Consider the following 15006-nt stretch of genomic DNA (forward strand, 5'->3'; position numbering starts at 1 on the left):
CAAATGCTATAAAAAGGTTACTTTTGCGGTGAAATTTCTAGAAATATGAATAATTGCATAGTTATAATTCCTACCTATAACGAAATTGAAAATATAGAAAGTATCATTAGGGCTACGCTTTCACAACACAAACATTTTCATGTTCTTATAGTGGATGATAATTCACCTGATCATACGGCTGATAAGGTAAGATTGTTGCAAACGGAATTTGAAGGACGCTTATTTTTAGAAAGCCGTAAACAAAAATCAGGTTTAGGAACAGCTTACGTTCATGGATTTAAGTGGGCATTGGCTCATGGCTATGAATTTGTTTTTGAAATGGATGCTGATTTTTCACATAATCCGCATGATTTAGAAAAGCTTTACAATGCTTGTCATTTTGGAGATGCCGATTTGGCTATAGGTTCACGCTATGTAACGGGAGTAAATGTGGTCAATTGGCCATTGAACAGAGTGTTGCTTTCTTATTTTGCTTCAGTTTATGTGCGCATGATTACCGGAATGGAAATACATGATGCAACAGCTGGATTCGTTTGTTACAAAAGGGAAGTTTTGGAAAAAATTAACCTTGACAAAATTAGATTCGTAGGTTATGCGTTTCAGATAGAGATGAAATACCGTACTTTTTGCAATAATTTTAAAATTTCTGAAGTTCCAATCATTTTTACCGATAGAACTAAGGGACAATCTAAGATGAGTAATTCGATTATTGTAGAAGCGGTATTTGGAGTAATTGCACTTCGATTAAAAAAATTAATAAACAGATTATAAAGGATAAACAATGAACAGGGTTTTAATTAAGAATGCCAAAATAGTAAATGAAGGAGTAATTTTTGAGGGCGATGTTTTAATTGAGAATGACTTAATTGTTGAAATTTCAGAAAGCATTAGTGCAAAATCATCCGATTGTAAAATAATAAATGCCGAAGGGAATTTCCTGATTCCGGGTGCGATTGATGATCAGGTGCATTTTAGAGAACCGGGTTTAACTCATAAGGGTGATATTGAATCGGAATCAAGAGCTGCTGTAGCAGGAGGGATTACTTCTTATATCGAACAACCTAATACGGTTCCTAATGCCGTTACTCAGGAAATTTTAGAAGAAAAATACCAGTTGGCTGCCGAGAAATCCTATGCGAATTATTCGTTTATGATGGGAGCTACTAATGATAATTTAGAAGAAGTTCTAAAAACTAATCCAAAGAATGTTGCTGGAATTAAGATATTTTTAGGTTCTTCAACAGGAAATATGCTGGTAGATAATCAGGCTACTTTGGAAAGAATTTTTTCGAGTACACCCATGTTAATTGCGGTTCATTGTGAGGATGAGGCTACTATTAGAGCCAATTCTGAAAAATACAAAGAAGAATATGGAGATGATGTTCCGGTAACTGTACATCATTTAATTCGTAGTGAGGAGGCTTGTTATTTGTCTTCATCAAAAGCGATTGAACTGGCTAAGAAGACAGGAGCCCGCTTGCATATTTTCCATCTTTCTACAGCTAAAGAGATGGATTTGTTTACCAATAAAATTCCGTTGGAAGAAAAGAAAATCACTGCTGAGGTATGTGTGCATCATTTATGGTTTACCAATGATGATTATGCAACCAAAGGAAATTTTATCAAATGGAATCCTGCTGTAAAAACAGCCAAAGACAGGGATGCTTTGTGGAAAGCTCTTTTAGATGACAGAATTGATGTGATTGCCACAGACCACGCGCCTCATACATTGGAAGAGAAAAAACAATCGTATTTAAAAGCGCCATCAGGAGGTCCATTAGTACAGCATGCTGTTGTGGCTATGTTTGAGGCTTATCATCAAGGGAAAATTAGCGTGGAGAAAATTGTGGAGAAAATGTGTCACAATCCGGCTAAAATTTTCAAAATTGAAAAACGTGGTTTTATCAAAGAAGGTTATTTTGCTGATTTAGTAATTGTTGATGCCGGTTTGCCTTGGGGTGTAAAAAAAGAAAATATTTTTGCTAAATGCGGATGGTCACCTTTTGAAGGATTTACTTTTAAGTCTCGAATTACACATACTTTTGTAAACGGACAATTAGTATACAATGCTTTTAAAGTAAAAGATATTCGTGCAGGTAAAAGACTTTTATTTGACAGATAGACCATGAAAAAAACGGTTTCATTTTTAGCACTTATAATGTTGTTTTTTAGCTGTAAAGAAGATGCAGTTAAAAAGCCTGAACATCTTATAGATAGAGAAGTTATGGAAAACATTATATATGATTTATCGCTTATTGATGCGATAAAATATAATGAACCCTCAACTACTGAAGAATATAAGGTAAATCCAAAGGAATTTATTTTTAGAAAATATAAAGTTGATAGTGCTCAATTTGCACAAAACAATATTTATTATGCTTCTGATTTTGAATCTTATAAAGCCATGTATGATAGCGTAATTAAGCGCATTGACAGGAAAAAAGCGCTTTTAGATTCTTTAGTTAAAAAAGAGGTAAAGAGAGATTCTTTGAATCAAGCTAAAAAGAAAAGGATAGATTCTATAGCTACCGCTAAAAAAGTGGCTTTGGCTAAGAAAGATTCTTTGAAGAAAATCAAAAAGAAAGATTCGTTGCTTTTGCTGAAAAAGAAAATTACTTCGGCAAAGAAAACGATTGTGCCAGTTAAGAAATCGGTAGTGATAAAAAACGGTAAAATTGTTAATTAACGCACCGAAAAATTATCTCTGATATATTGGTGAACGTCCAAAAAGGAAGTTTGAAGGGTTTTTTTAATTTTTTGATTTGAAAATGTCGTTTGGTTTAAAAAGGAACGAACCGTATTCTTAGAAACATTGTTTGGTTTGTTTGAAAAAAGATGGGTCAACCATGAAAATCTCCAATAAAGTTCTAATAGAAAAGGCTTAGCTTCAATGCTGGGCCTTTTTACTTTTAGTGTGTCGGCAATAGTGTCAAATAGATCCTTAAAGGTAATATTGTCGCTTATAATAATAAAGCGTTCATTACAAATAGCGCTTTCCATAAGCTGAATCATAATTCTTACTACATCATCAACGGCTACGAATGCTGTTTTTCCGTAAGTGTAAAATTTTAATCCCTCACCAACGCGCTTAATTAATTGTCCGCTGCCTTGTTCTTCAAAACCGGTACCTAATATAACGCCTGGATTTACGATAATAATTTTTAAGCCTTCTTGTTGGCCTCGCCATATTTCCATTTCGGCTCCGTATTTAGAAATAGCATAATCACTATGATATTTCTCAGGATTCCATTCGGTTTCTTCAGAAGTAATGGTTTCGTGTGCGGCTAAATCGCCTAAAGCTGCAATTGAACTTACATAACATAGTTTTTGGACTTCATTGGAAAGGCAAAAATTGACAATATTTGCAGTTCCTTCGATATTGATTTTTCGGAGTTTGTTTTCGTCTTTTGGTTCAAATGAAATTAAAGCGGCACAGTGATAGACTTGAGTGATACCTACAAAAGCATTTTCTAAGGAAGGAATATCGATAATGTCAGCCTGAACCCACTCGATAGTATCAAATGAAGCTAGTTTATTATAATGTTGAAATAAGGATTTTGTTTTTTGAATGCCTTTTTCATCGCGATAAATAGCACGAACATTAGCTCCATTTTTAATTAAATGAAGTAGTAAATGCGCGCCTACTAAACCTGTTCCTCCGGTAACTAATATCATTTTGTAAATGTAATCAACTTCAACTTCAATGGCAAAAAAAGAAATTCCAATTTAAAAATTCCAAATTTCAATGGCTGTGTGTTTTTGGAATTTGAAATTTATCTTTTGATTTATTGTTATTGTCATTGTTATTGATTTTTGTCATTGCCATTGATATTGTTATCTTTGCGCACGCGAGGTTAAAATGCCTTGAATTGACGAAAGTAAATTGATTAAAAACATGAAAAATTTTATTGAAGAAGTAACTTGGAGAGGAATGCTCCACGATGTTATGCCAGGCACAGAAGAACATTTGTTAGAACAAATGCGTGTGGCGTATGTGGGGATTGACCCAACTGCAGATTCATTACATATAGGTCACTTGGTAGGTGTGATGTTGTTGAAGCATTTTCAAATCGCAGGACACAAACCATTAGCTTTAGTAGGTGGTGCAACAGGAATGATTGGTGATCCATCCGGAAAGTCAAACGAAAGAAACTTATTGGACGAAGCTACTTTAAGACACAATCAGGAATCTATCAAAGAACAATTAGGGCGTTTCTTAGATTTTACTTCTGATGCGCCTAATGCAGCGGAGTTAGTAAATAACTACGACTGGATGAAGAATTTTTCTTTCTTAGAATTCATTCGTGATGTGGGGAAACATATTACGGTAAACTACATGATGGCTAAGGATTCGGTTAAGAAACGTTTGTCTTCTGAGTCTGCCGAAGGAATGTCGTTTACTGAGTTTACCTATCAATTAGTTCAGGGTTATGATTTCCTGCATTTGTACAGAGATAAAAAATGTACTTTGCAAATGGGGGGAAGTGATCAATGGGGAAATATTACCACTGGAACGGAATTAGTTCGTAGAATTGAAGCAGGAAAAGCATATGCTTTGACTTGTCCTTTAATTACTAAAGCTGACGGAACTAAATTTGGTAAATCAGAAGGAGGAAATATCTGGTTAGATGCAGTGAGAACTTCACCTTACAAATTTTACCAGTATTGGTTGAATACTTCTGATGTGGATGCAGAAAAATATATCAAGATTTTCACTTTCTTATCAAAAGAAGAAATAGAAGAACTGACAGAAAAACACAGAGAAGCACCACATTTACGTTTGTTACAAAAACGTTTGGCTGAGGAAATTACTACAATGGTTCACTCGGCCGAAGAATTGGAAAATGCTATTAAAGCATCTAATATTTTGTTTGGAAATTCTACTGCTGATGATTTGAAACAATTAAACGAAAAGACTTTCTTAGAAGTTTTTGACGGAGTTCCGCAGGCTGAAATCGCTCGTGATGAAATTGAAGCTGGAATTGATATTGTTACTGTTTTGAATGAAAAAACAGGGTTTATGAAATCCAATGGTGAAGCCAGACGTGCTTTGACTGCCAATTCAATTTCGGTAAACAGAGAAAAAGTAAAAGAAGATTTTGCACTTTCCAACAATGATTTAATCAACAATCAATTTGTATTATTACAAAGCGGAAAGAAAAATTATTTTGTCGTAAGAGTAGTTTAATCAGAAAACAGATTAACTAAAATTATATTCAATCAAAAACCTGATGACATCATGTTATCAGGTTTTGTGTTTTAGAAAGGTTTGTTTTGGTTAAGATACTTTACCTCTGGGGTCATCAATATGTGTTTTAGAAATAGTATAACGAACTCCCTGACGATCGAGTATTTGTACATTTTTTACAACTGTACTTAAAGCTGTTAAAAATGTTTCTGAATTTTCGTGACGTTCGTAGGCTTCTTCATCTGTCCATCCTTCCAGGAGATGGAAAGTGTTTTCATCGGTAAGATCCTGTGAAAAGGCGTAATAAATACAACCTTCCAATTGATTTGCGGCAATCATTTCCGGTATAACTGCATCAATAAAAGTTTGCCTGTCGTTTGGATGAACTCTGTAATAAGCGCTCACTGTAATAGCTGTCGGTTGGGTCTTGTCATGACTTGTCGAAGTCCCGTTTTGCAAAATCTTTTTCATGCTATTTATTTTTTATCGTCAACAAAAACATATAAGCGACTTACTTTTCCATTTTCAAAAATGAAAAGATCCATTCCTGTTACGGCATCAGGTTTCTCAGATGGACCATTTTGCCAATAAAGTCGTGCTATGTTATGATTGACATCAATAGCTTTGATATGAGAAAATCTGGAATTTGGATTTTTTTTATGCAACTCATCAATAAATCCGTTGATTTCGGTATGACCTTTTGCAATGAAATGACTCTCTACCATTTCAATAGCATCAGCATAAACTTTTTTCATTAAAGTTTCACGCTTTTTTAGATTCTTTTCATTCCATATAGTAAGATGCGTTTCAACTAAAGAACGAATTGCCGATTCAGATAAAATCTCCGTATTATTTTGGGATAAATTTGATTTCCCAAGAGGATTTTTAGGCGACCATAACAGTTTTGCAGGTTTGTTTTTTTCGTAACCTTTACCATTTGGATAGGATACCAATTCCATTTTAGAACCCCAGGGTGTTAAAAAATAGACCCAGCTTTCGCCTTCTGTGTCACCCGATGGCATTAGAAAGGGTTCGCCAAGAAACTGAACGCCTTTGCTTTTCAAATAATCAACACTTTGGTTGATGTCATCTGTATAAAAAGCAATATGACTTGCTCCTATATCATCTCCTCCGGGATGTTTTGTACTGCCTTTATTATCTTTATATTCGAATAATTCAATATTGGCACCTGTACCGGCTTGTATCATTTTTATGGTAACGGGACCCGTTGCGGCTTGCATCTGATTTGTTTTTTTCCAAACGTCATCTAAAGGAATCGGTCCTAGTGTGGTAACGGGAGAAAATCCCAGTACATTGGTAAAAAATCCTATCGCCTGATTCAGATCCGGCACATTTATTCCTACGTGGTCTATGCCAACTATATTTGCGCTATTTTGAGCTTCTGCCTTTTCTGAAGCTGAAAAGAACAGCACTAAATTCAGTAAGGCAATTGCAGAGGTTTGTAATTTCTGATTTGTTTTATTATTTGTTTTCATGATCTAATTGTATTGTGTTTTAAATTATTATTAAGAGAATTAATTACTGTAAGCTGCCAGCCATTTTGCTTTAATAGTAGCGCGTGCCTCAATAAATTCTTTATCTGTTCCCTGAGCAATGGCATCAAGTGGAAAACGAAGAGGGCGTTCTCCTTTTTTCATGCTGACCAATTCCAGTATTCCATCAGCAATAGTTTGCGGATTCATTTCAAACTGAGCCATTTTTCCAAAAAGTGAAGCTCCTAATGCATTGAATTTTTCTGTAGCTGCAGTACCATATTGGTCTAAGATTTCCTGTTTATCGGCATGGATACCCGCTTTTGAACCATTATTCATTTCTGTAGGATATACACCAGGCTGAATGCTTACGTTTTCAATTCCGTAATCAGCAAGTTCATCCTGCAGGCCTTCAGTAATGCTTTCTACGACTAATTTTGAAGAAATGTAAGGAATCATAAAAGGAAGTGTATGACCGCTTGCACCAGTAGTAATGTTGATGATAAGACCATTTCTTTCTTTTCTCATAGAAGGAAGCACAGCCTGATAAGTGCGAAGTACTCCGTAAACATTGACATCAAACATTTTACTAATCTGATCGATTGAATAACCTTCTAATAGACCAAACCCGCTTACGGCTGCATTATTGATTAGGACATCAATTTTACCGTATTTATTAATTACTTTTTCAAAGGCCAGATTTACCGAAGCATCATCTGTAATATCAATATCTACTACTTCAATGTTTGAAAGTTGCGAAAGTTCTTTTGCAGCTTCAGCATTTTTATCTTTTGTATTGCGCATTCCTGCAATTACTGAATGACCTGCATTAGCTAATGTAATAGCTGTAAGTTTACCAAAGCCTGTACTTGTACCTGTAATGAAAATTGTTTTTGACATGATTTCTAATTTTTATAATGTTTATATTGTTTCTTTTGAACATTACAAAATTGCGCAGAATGCAAAACCTGGGCATTGATTAGAAATAAGTAAAAACTTGATCCAGATCAAGTGTTTTGAAAAGACATAAAAAAAGGAGCTGAAAAGCTCCTGATGTATTGATTATTTTTTTGCCGTTTGTTTCCTTATACGGCTTAATGTTTCCGGTGTCATTCCAAGATAAGACGCAATCATAGTTTGAGGAATTCTCGAAGCAAATCCGGGATATTTGCTTATAAAATTAAGATACTTTTCTTCTGCTGTAAAACTAAGCGATGCCTGAATTCGGTTTTGTGCTGCAATAAAACTTTTTTGCAGTATAGCATTTACCATATTGTTAAAGGCTGGAATCTCTCTGCACAAAAGCTCAAAATTGTCTTGTGTAAATAAGATTAATTCGCTGTCTTCAATAGCGTCTATGTTAAAGCGGGATGGCTGTTGGAACATTAAACTTTCCCTGTCTCCTGTCCACCAGTTTTCGATGCTAAAACTATTTACATGTTCAGTTCCTTTTTCATCAACGGAATAAGTGCGTAAACAGCCGCGGGTAATAAAAGCATTGTATTTCCAGATATCACCCTCCTGAAGTAAATATTGTCGTTTACGTAATTTTTTAATAATTGCATACGACTGTATAAGTTCTGATTCTGCTTTTGTCAGTGTCGTTTTTTCGTCAAGATATTTTTGGAAAATTTCATACATAGTTTGTAAAATTAGATAAAAGTTTCCGAATTATTAATTGGATTGTTTCATCAGTTTGAAAATGTTGAAATTTAATTATTAAACTACCATTAGATTACAACCACGGATATCTGAATTATCAAAACGTCCCAATACCTCGAAAGAGTTGTTGGGATATTTTTTGCCTAAATCCTGCGTGGCAATAAAAGAACAGGAATTAATGTTAGCTAAATCTATTACGTTGATTCCACCTGTTTTTCCTTGAGAAACATAAGAAAGAGCATCTTCGGTATCGCGAATTAGGATGTTCATCCAGGCAGGGCATTCGAAAATTCCGTCGCCTAGGGAATAAGCTTGTGAAAGTAGTTCGGTCATTCCATATTCAGAGTGGATAGATGAAACACCAAAACCGGCACAAAGTTGTTCGTGTAGTTCTTCGCGAATCATTTCTTTTCTTTTGCCTTTCATACCTCCAGTTTCCATTATAATGGTATTTTGGAGTTGGAATTTTTGTTTCTCGATTAAATCGAGCAGGGCATAAGTAACTCCGATTAAAATTACATTCTGTCCCGATTCATCCAGTTCCATCAATTTTTTAATCAAATCATCGTGGTTGTGCAGGTAAAAACCGCTTTCAGGATTATTAGAAAGCTTAATTAAATCTTCGACCATATAAATTAACGAAGAGCCTTCTCTTTCCAAATAAGACGGAAGCAACGCCAGAACGACATAGTTTTCGATATTTCCATAAAATTCAGCAAAACCTTTTTGGTAACTTTCTTCATAAAGCGTTACATCAGTTACCAGGTGTTTGCTTGTTATCATACCGGTAGTTCCGCTGCTTGTAAAAGTAGTTTGGATAGGTTGAGAATTTGAAACTACATTATGGCTTTTAAAAAACTGAATGGGTAAAAACGGAATTTGTTGGAGTGATTTTACCTTTTGAACATCGGTTTTTAAAAAGTTGCAAAATTCCTGATATACTAAGTTGTTTTCATATTGATAACGGAACACTTTTAAAGCTATTTTTTCAAATTGCTTTTGGCTTGAAATAGTAAAGATGTCAGCAGTTGTAACCAAGAAGTTTTTTTTGCAAAGGTATAAATTAAAAGCGGTTTGTTTACCAATAAAAAAAGCTTCAATTGTAGTTGAAGCCTTTAGTTTATGATTTTTTCTAAATTACCTTATGATTAATTTACGGGTTGCAGTTGCGTTATCTTCGTTTATCTTGATGATATAAACACCCGGAGTAAGGTTAGATACATTGAGTTCTCTGGAACTTAGTTTGGTTTGTAGCACTTGCTTTCCTAATAAGTCAAATATAATGATGTCCTTTTCACCGTCATTTTTGGTTGAAATGTAAACTTTTCCAGTAGTAACAGGATTTGGGTACAAATTCAAACCTTCAATTACAGTGGGGGCGTTAGGGTTAGCTTGCTGCTTAGTTTCCTGAGCTTTGAGGCTTAGAGAGCAGAAAAAAACCGTTAAAAGGATACTATAAAAGTAGTTTTTCTTCATCAGCTTGATTTTGATTAGTAAATATACAAAAAATCAAATAGTATGCCAAAAAAAAATGCCCTCCGAATGGAAGGCATTTTATATTAAGATAATTGCTTCTTAGTTGAAGTAGTTTGTCCATGCAAATGCTGAAGTTGTAGCACCTGTTTGGTTTGAAACATAAGTAGCAACTGTATTATTAGCTGTTACAAAGTTGATACCGTTAACTTTGAAATCTCCAGCTGCAATTCTTGCAGTAGCACCAGTGTTTGTGTCTAATTTAGCAAATGTAGTTGGCATATCACTACCTACAAATAAATTAGTGTAAGTTTCGATACCACCACCTTCTTTAAAGTTGATTGCTTTTTCAGAAGCTGTAAATTTAGCATCAGATCCTTTATAGATTGAGATATTGTTAATTTTAGCATTTGTCATTGGTTCTTTGATATCATTAGCAGCATTATTAGAACCTTCAACTCCAGCAGCAGTAACTCCAGAAATGTAAACATTTGTGATAGTGCCTTGGTAACCATCAGCAAAATCTAATGAATCGTCATAAGAATTGATGATTAGTAAGTTAGAAGCGTTAACTGCACCTCCAAAAAATTCAATTCCGTCATCACCGCTTTCAAAAGCGTAAATATTAGATACTGTAGTTCCGCTACCTACTCCAAAGAAAGAAACTCCATTGTATTCTTTAGAATCAGAGAATTTAGATCCAGTATAAGCAATTTTTAAATAAGTGATAGATCCTGAGTTATCAGCATTATTGTTACCTCCGTAAAGTAAACTACCTACTTCAGATGTTCCATTGTCTCCAGTGTTTACTTTTGCATCACCACAGATAATTAATCCACCCCAGTCAGATTGAGCAGGAGTAGCTTTTCCAGATGTCATTACAACTGGTTTAGCAGCAGTACCATTGATATAAATTTTTGCACCTCTTTCAACAGCAACAAATATTGTTTTAGATTTTGCTGCGTCAGCTGTTGGATCAGATTGGATTGTAGTTCCTGCAGGAATAACTAAAGTAGCTCCAGATTTTACAATTAACCCACCTGTTAAGGTGTAAGTTTCGTTAGCGTCTAATGTTACTGTGCCATCTGTAATTTCACCTTTTAAATCATCTACATTTACTTGAAATGAACTAGATGCCTCATTTGAGTTGTCATTACTACAGCTTGTGAAAGTTAAGCTTGCAATAGCTAATATTGCTAAAATTGATTTTTTCATTTTCTTTGTTTGTTGTTTATTATTAACACCGCAAAGTAAAGCATGGAATGTTTTTACTCGGTTAAGTCATTATTACATTGTTGTTAAGTATTTTGATTTATTTTTTACATCTAGTAACATTGACTTAACATAATTTAATGGAGTAAAAAAAAAGGCAACTATATTTTATAATTGCCTCTTTATTATGCTTTGATTTTATTGCTTTAGAATTTGTAACTTAGTGATAAACTAAGATTTGAACCTATCTTGTAAGAGCTTGCTAATACATCTGGGTTTTTTACAGCTGCTTTACTTTGTTCAGCAACTCTTCTGTAAGCTGGATTTAAAATGTTTTTATAGTTTAGTCCAATTCCTAAATGTTTATTGATATTGGATTTGAATATAAAGTCTAATCTGTTGATTGCTTTATCTACAAGGTTTCCTCTGTCTTGAGTTCCAATAACTGCCAGTTTATCTGATACATAGGCGTAAGTTAAAGTAGCTGTGATATCTCTGTCTTCTTTGAATTCTTTTGTAAAGGATACATCAGCATTTGCAAGAAAATCTGAAGCTCCTGTTAATTTTGAATTTTTAAAAGTAAAATTAGCACCAAATCCGTTTTCGATAACTACCTTTTCATTACTTAAATCTTGATCTTGATACATGTAAGATCCATTGAATCCAAAAGCTAATTTATCTTTTAAATTATCATGTTCTATTTCAAAAATATTTTTTCTGAACTCTACTTCAATTCCGGCTATTGTTGCCTTGTCTCCAGTGTTGGCATAAGTGATGTTTCCTGAAGAAGAGTTGGTGTACATTTGGTTGATAGGATTTTGAATTATTTTACCAAAAGCTGTTACCGAAATTAATTCATCTGAACTAGGGTATAATTCCCAACTTAAATCGACATTGTAGTTTGTTGAGGCATACAATTTATTGTTTCCTTCAAAACTTTGACCTACCTCTTGGAAAAGAATTTTTACTTTTTCTTTAAATTGAGGTAAAGTATAAGTATTACTTGCAGCAAACTTTAAGTTTTGCTTATCGTTCAATTTGTATTTAGCAATGATACTAGGTAAAAATTTTACTGGTGCATAAGTTCTACCTGCTCCATCAGGTGCATCTAAGCTTTTGTAAAATACATATTGTTCAATTTGCTCAAATCTACCTCCTAGAATTACAGATAATCTATCTGTAAAATCATATTTAATATTACCAAATACAGCATGGATATTCAAATGACCTTCGTAAAATTGATCAAGTTTATCAGATGTGTCACCATCTGATAAATCAAAATAAGTACTGCTTAAATATAGGTCTGTTTGGTTGAAGCCTTCTCTAGTGAAAAATATTGAATTTGCTTCTGGGAAAAAGGAGTATTGATGAGAGTTAAAATCTACATTTTTCATTTTTCCAGAATAGCCTAAAGTAGCTTTTCCTTTGTATTCTTCATTATTTTTAGCAAATTTATAACTAGCAGATAAATTAGCAGATAACTCGTTTTCAGTTAATGTCTGGTAATATCTGTGGTTATCAATACTCGAGTTTTTAAAGAAAGTATATACAGATGAACCGTCTCCGTCTGGTACAAATGTGTTTTGCATACGGTCTGGAATGGTGTTGTCAAGTATGCTGTATCCAATAGCCCAGTTAGTATTCCATCTGTCATTTATTTCATGTTTACCTAATAATTGGTTAACAATTAACTGTGTTTTGTCAAAAGTTCCGCGTTTAATAAAACCTATTTGGTCATTTCCTGGGAATTCTATGTATTTACCTTCAAATTCACTGTAATCCTGTGATGTTGAGTTTAAAAATAAGGTAGTATATAATAGAGCGTTTTTAGTGTTAATTTTGTAATTAGCACTTCCCATTACTGTTGTATTGGTGTTGTATTTGTATGATTTTTTAAAGAAATCACTGTTAGCAGATCCTTGAGCAGTAATGTTTGTTCTATAAACACCTTCATTGTATCTAGTGTCATTATCAAAAGCGGCTGTGATAAATGTACCAATACTTCCGTTTTCGCCTACATTAAACTTTTTTCCTCCTGAAATAGAAAAGTTATTGTTTAAATTGTATTTTCTATCTTGTCTGTCCCAACTAGTTGCAAAATTATAAGGTAATAAAGGGTTGCTTGGAGTTTTGACTTGGTTGAAACCCAAATAAGATGGGCCGTCTTGTAAATAAAAATGGTCTAATTTTAAAACATTAGAGTTTCCTCCAATTCCTAATCCTAATTCAACAAAAGGATTTCCACTCATCTTTTTAGAAACAATATCAACATTAGCACCTGAAAAGTCACCGTAATTTTGTGATTCAAATGTTTTACTGATTCCTATCGATTCAACGATATCAGTTGAGAAAATGTCTAAAAGGATATTTTTGTTAGATGGATTATTTGAAGGTAATGGTAAACCGTTTAAAGTTGTAACATTGTAACGGTCTCCTAAACCTCTTACAAATACACTTCCTGATCCTTCTTGTTTAGTAATTCCACTTACTTTAGTAACCGCAGAAGCAACATCACTTACCCCTTTTCTGGATAATTCCTGAGCACCAATGGCTTGTTTGATTTCAACCGCTTCTTTTTGTTCTAATAACAAAGCAGTTTCTTTTTGCCTGTTTACGGTTGCTTTAACCTCTACATCTTTCAGTGCATATGCTCCAGATGATAATGCTTGGTTCATTACAATTTTAGCTCCTGCTGTAACTTTTACAGAGACTTCTTTTGGTTCGTAGCCTACAAATGAAAATTGCACAATATAATCTCCAGGAGCGATATTGATACTGTATTTTCCATCTATGTCTGTTGTTGCATTCACTTTGGTTCCTTTTACATTAACATTTGCAAAAGGCAATGTTTCATTGTTGGAATCTTTGTCTGTTATTACCCCTGAAATCGTACCTTTACTTTGAGCAAAGCTAAGTGTTGTAATAAAAAGTGTAAGAATGAATAATTTAAGTTTCATAATTTGTTTAAATTTTTTGCAAAGAAATGCTAGCTTTGTAAAGTTGATGTTAACGAGGTATTACCTTTGTGTTGCTCTAGTATTACCAAATTGTTATCTCTTTAAATTACGGTTAACAGGACTTTTATGCAGTTTTTTTATTGTTACATTTACATCGCAAAAGAAAATTTGCTAGATTATGAAAAAGAAAAATACAAAGATTTTACTGGTAGATGATGAACCAGATATTTTAGAGATTGTTGGTTATAACCTCATGCAGGAAGGCTATCAAATTGTGACGGCCTCTAATGGAAAAGAAGCAATTACTAAAGCCAAAAAAGAGTTGCCAGACTTAATTATTATGGACGTGATGATGCCAGAAATGGATGGAATGGAAGCTTGTGAAAACATTAGAAATATTCCTGAATTAAGAGAAGTTATCATCACCTTTTTGACAGCCAGAAGCGAAGACTATTCTCAGGTTGCTGGTTTTGATGCCGGAGCCGATGATTATATCACAAAACCTATTAAACCAAAATTATTAGTTAGTAAAGTAAAAGCTTTACTAAGAAGACTTAAGGAAGCAGGTGAGCAGGATAGTGAAACATTAAATGTGGGTGGTATCGAAATCAATCGAGAAGAATATAAGATTATTAAAGATGATGTTGAAATTGCTTTACCTAGAAAAGAATTCGAATTATTCTATCTGTTAGCTTCTAAGCCAGGAAAGGTTTTTAAACGCGACGAAATTTTAGATAAAGTTTGGGGTAATGAAGTGGTTGTAGGAGGAAGAACCATCGACGTTCACATTAGAAAACTAAGAGAGAAAATAGGTGATGAGCTTTTTAAAACCATAAAAGGAGTAGGTTATAAGTTTGAGGTATAGTTTTTCAAAAAGAACTTATAGTTTAAGATAAAAAAATATTTGTCATAACCCAATAAGACATATAAGTTTGACTGATAGTAATATTAGTTAGACTTTTTTCTTTTTTTAAAAGTTATATTTTTCTAATAAGCCTAAGACAAAAAACGTCTCTGACTT

The 15006-nt window shown here is 33.7% G+C and carries 14 protein-coding genes; 5 read left to right on the forward strand and 9 right to left on the reverse strand.

The window, feature by feature from the left end:
- Positions 1-45 precede the first annotated feature (45 nt).
- From AAEO59_RS08885 to AAEO59_RS08895, 3 genes are read left to right on the forward strand one after another with little or no spacing between them, the layout of a single operon-like run.
- Positions 46-771, forward strand: a complete 726-nt coding sequence (locus AAEO59_RS08885; protein ID WP_341700383.1) for a polyprenol monophosphomannose synthase — start codon at positions 46-48, stop codon at positions 769-771.
- Positions 772-781: 10 nt separating this feature from the next.
- Positions 782-2122 (forward strand): dihydroorotase, encoded by a 1341-nt coding sequence (locus AAEO59_RS08890; protein WP_341700384.1) that lies wholly within the window; start codon positions 782-784, stop codon positions 2120-2122.
- Positions 2123-2125: 3 nt separating this feature from the next.
- Positions 2126-2686: a DUF4296 domain-containing protein gene (locus tag AAEO59_RS08895; protein ID WP_341700385.1), complete on the forward strand. Its 561-nt coding sequence runs from the start codon at positions 2126-2128 to the stop codon at positions 2684-2686.
- On the opposite strand, the gene AAEO59_RS08900 is transcribed toward AAEO59_RS08895, so the two are convergent.
- Positions 2683-3675, reverse strand: a complete 993-nt coding sequence (locus AAEO59_RS08900; protein WP_341700386.1) for an NAD-dependent epimerase/dehydratase family protein — start codon at positions 3673-3675, stop codon at positions 2683-2685. The two genes, AAEO59_RS08895 and AAEO59_RS08900, sit on opposite strands and share 4 nt — an antisense overlap.
- Before the next feature lie 220 nt (positions 3676-3895).
- On the opposite strand from AAEO59_RS08900, the gene tyrS reads away from it, so the two are divergent.
- On the forward strand, positions 3896-5188 hold the full coding sequence (tyrS, locus tag AAEO59_RS08905) for a tyrosine--tRNA ligase (RefSeq protein ID WP_341700387.1): 1293 nt from the start codon (positions 3896-3898) through the stop codon (positions 5186-5188).
- 90 nt (positions 5189-5278) lie between these two features.
- Here the strand turns inward: tyrS and AAEO59_RS08910 are convergent, their stop codons facing one another.
- The 8 genes from AAEO59_RS08910 to AAEO59_RS08945 all read right to left on the reverse strand — a co-directional run bounded on the left by AAEO59_RS08910 (position 5279) and on the right by AAEO59_RS08945 (position 13985).
- Complete coding sequence (locus AAEO59_RS08910) at positions 5279-5659, reverse strand: putative quinol monooxygenase (protein ID WP_341700388.1); 381 nt, start codon at positions 5657-5659, stop codon at positions 5279-5281.
- A 5-nt stretch (positions 5660-5664) separates the two neighbouring features.
- The gene (locus tag AAEO59_RS08915) at positions 5665-6684 is read right to left on the reverse strand and encodes a VOC family protein (protein ID WP_341700389.1); all 1020 of its coding nucleotides are present in this window, start codon (positions 6682-6684) and stop codon (positions 5665-5667) included.
- A gap of 39 nt (positions 6685-6723) precedes the next feature.
- Positions 6724-7581, reverse strand: a complete 858-nt coding sequence (locus AAEO59_RS08920; protein ID WP_066327368.1) for an SDR family oxidoreductase — start codon at positions 7579-7581, stop codon at positions 6724-6726.
- 162 nt (positions 7582-7743) lie between these two features.
- Positions 7744-8322 (reverse strand): Crp/Fnr family transcriptional regulator, encoded by a 579-nt coding sequence (locus AAEO59_RS08925; RefSeq protein WP_341700390.1) that lies wholly within the window; start codon positions 8320-8322, stop codon positions 7744-7746.
- Positions 8323-8400: 78 nt separating this feature from the next.
- Complete coding sequence (locus AAEO59_RS08930; RefSeq protein WP_341700391.1) at positions 8401-9381, reverse strand: LuxE/PaaK family acyltransferase; 981 nt, start codon at positions 9379-9381, stop codon at positions 8401-8403.
- 99 nt (positions 9382-9480) lie between these two features.
- Positions 9481-9819 carry a T9SS type A sorting domain-containing protein gene (locus AAEO59_RS08935; protein ID WP_341700392.1) on the reverse strand — a complete coding sequence of 113 codons (339 nt, stop codon included), beginning with the start codon at positions 9817-9819 and terminating at the stop codon, positions 9481-9483.
- 99 nt (positions 9820-9918) lie between these two features.
- On the reverse strand, positions 9919-11031 hold the full coding sequence (locus AAEO59_RS08940; RefSeq protein WP_341700393.1) for a hypothetical protein: 1113 nt from the start codon (positions 11029-11031) through the stop codon (positions 9919-9921).
- 203 nt (positions 11032-11234) lie between these two features.
- Complete coding sequence (locus AAEO59_RS08945; RefSeq protein WP_341700394.1) at positions 11235-13985, reverse strand: TonB-dependent receptor; 2751 nt, start codon at positions 13983-13985, stop codon at positions 11235-11237.
- Positions 13986-14163: 178 nt separating this feature from the next.
- Here AAEO59_RS08945 and AAEO59_RS08950 point away from each other — a divergent pair, with 178 nt between their 5' ends.
- Complete coding sequence (locus AAEO59_RS08950) at positions 14164-14850, forward strand: response regulator transcription factor (RefSeq protein WP_341700395.1); 687 nt, start codon at positions 14164-14166, stop codon at positions 14848-14850.
- Positions 14851-15006: the final 156 nt, after the last annotated feature.

It is taken from the genome of Flavobacterium flavipallidum (assembly GCF_038289905.1).
GTDB lineage: Bacteria > Bacteroidota > Bacteroidia > Flavobacteriales > Flavobacteriaceae > Flavobacterium > Flavobacterium flavipallidum.

Excerpts from the sequence above, each read along its gene's own strand:
- AAEO59_RS08915 (WP_341700389.1), bottom strand. The coding sequence starts at position 6,684 with ATGAAAACAAATAATAAAACAAATCAGAAATTACAAACCTCTGCAATT.
- AAEO59_RS08910 (WP_341700388.1), bottom strand. The coding sequence starts at position 5,659 with ATGAAAAAGATTTTGCAAAACGGGACTTCGACAAGTCATGACAAGACC.
- AAEO59_RS08945 (WP_341700394.1), bottom strand. The coding sequence starts at position 13,985 with ATGAAACTTAAATTATTCATTCTTACACTTTTTATTACAACACTTAGC.
- AAEO59_RS08925 (WP_341700390.1), bottom strand. The coding sequence starts at position 8,322 with ATGTATGAAATTTTCCAAAAATATCTTGACGAAAAAACGACACTGACA.
- AAEO59_RS08895 (WP_341700385.1), top strand. The coding sequence starts at position 2,126 with ATGAAAAAAACGGTTTCATTTTTAGCACTTATAATGTTGTTTTTTAGC.
- AAEO59_RS08950 (WP_341700395.1), top strand. The coding sequence starts at position 14,164 with ATGAAAAAGAAAAATACAAAGATTTTACTGGTAGATGATGAACCAGAT.
- tyrS (WP_341700387.1), top strand. The coding sequence starts at position 3,896 with ATGAAAAATTTTATTGAAGAAGTAACTTGGAGAGGAATGCTCCACGAT.
- AAEO59_RS08900 (WP_341700386.1), bottom strand. The coding sequence starts at position 3,675 with ATGATATTAGTTACCGGAGGAACAGGTTTAGTAGGCGCGCATTTACTA.
- AAEO59_RS08890 (WP_341700384.1), top strand. The coding sequence starts at position 782 with ATGAACAGGGTTTTAATTAAGAATGCCAAAATAGTAAATGAAGGAGTA.
- AAEO59_RS08935 (WP_341700392.1), bottom strand. The coding sequence starts at position 9,819 with ATGAAGAAAAACTACTTTTATAGTATCCTTTTAACGGTTTTTTTCTGC.
- AAEO59_RS08920 (WP_066327368.1), bottom strand. The coding sequence starts at position 7,581 with ATGTCAAAAACAATTTTCATTACAGGTACAAGTACAGGCTTTGGTAAA.
- AAEO59_RS08885 (WP_341700383.1), top strand. The coding sequence starts at position 46 with ATGAATAATTGCATAGTTATAATTCCTACCTATAACGAAATTGAAAAT.
- AAEO59_RS08940 (WP_341700393.1), bottom strand. The coding sequence starts at position 11,031 with ATGAAAAAATCAATTTTAGCAATATTAGCTATTGCAAGCTTAACTTTC.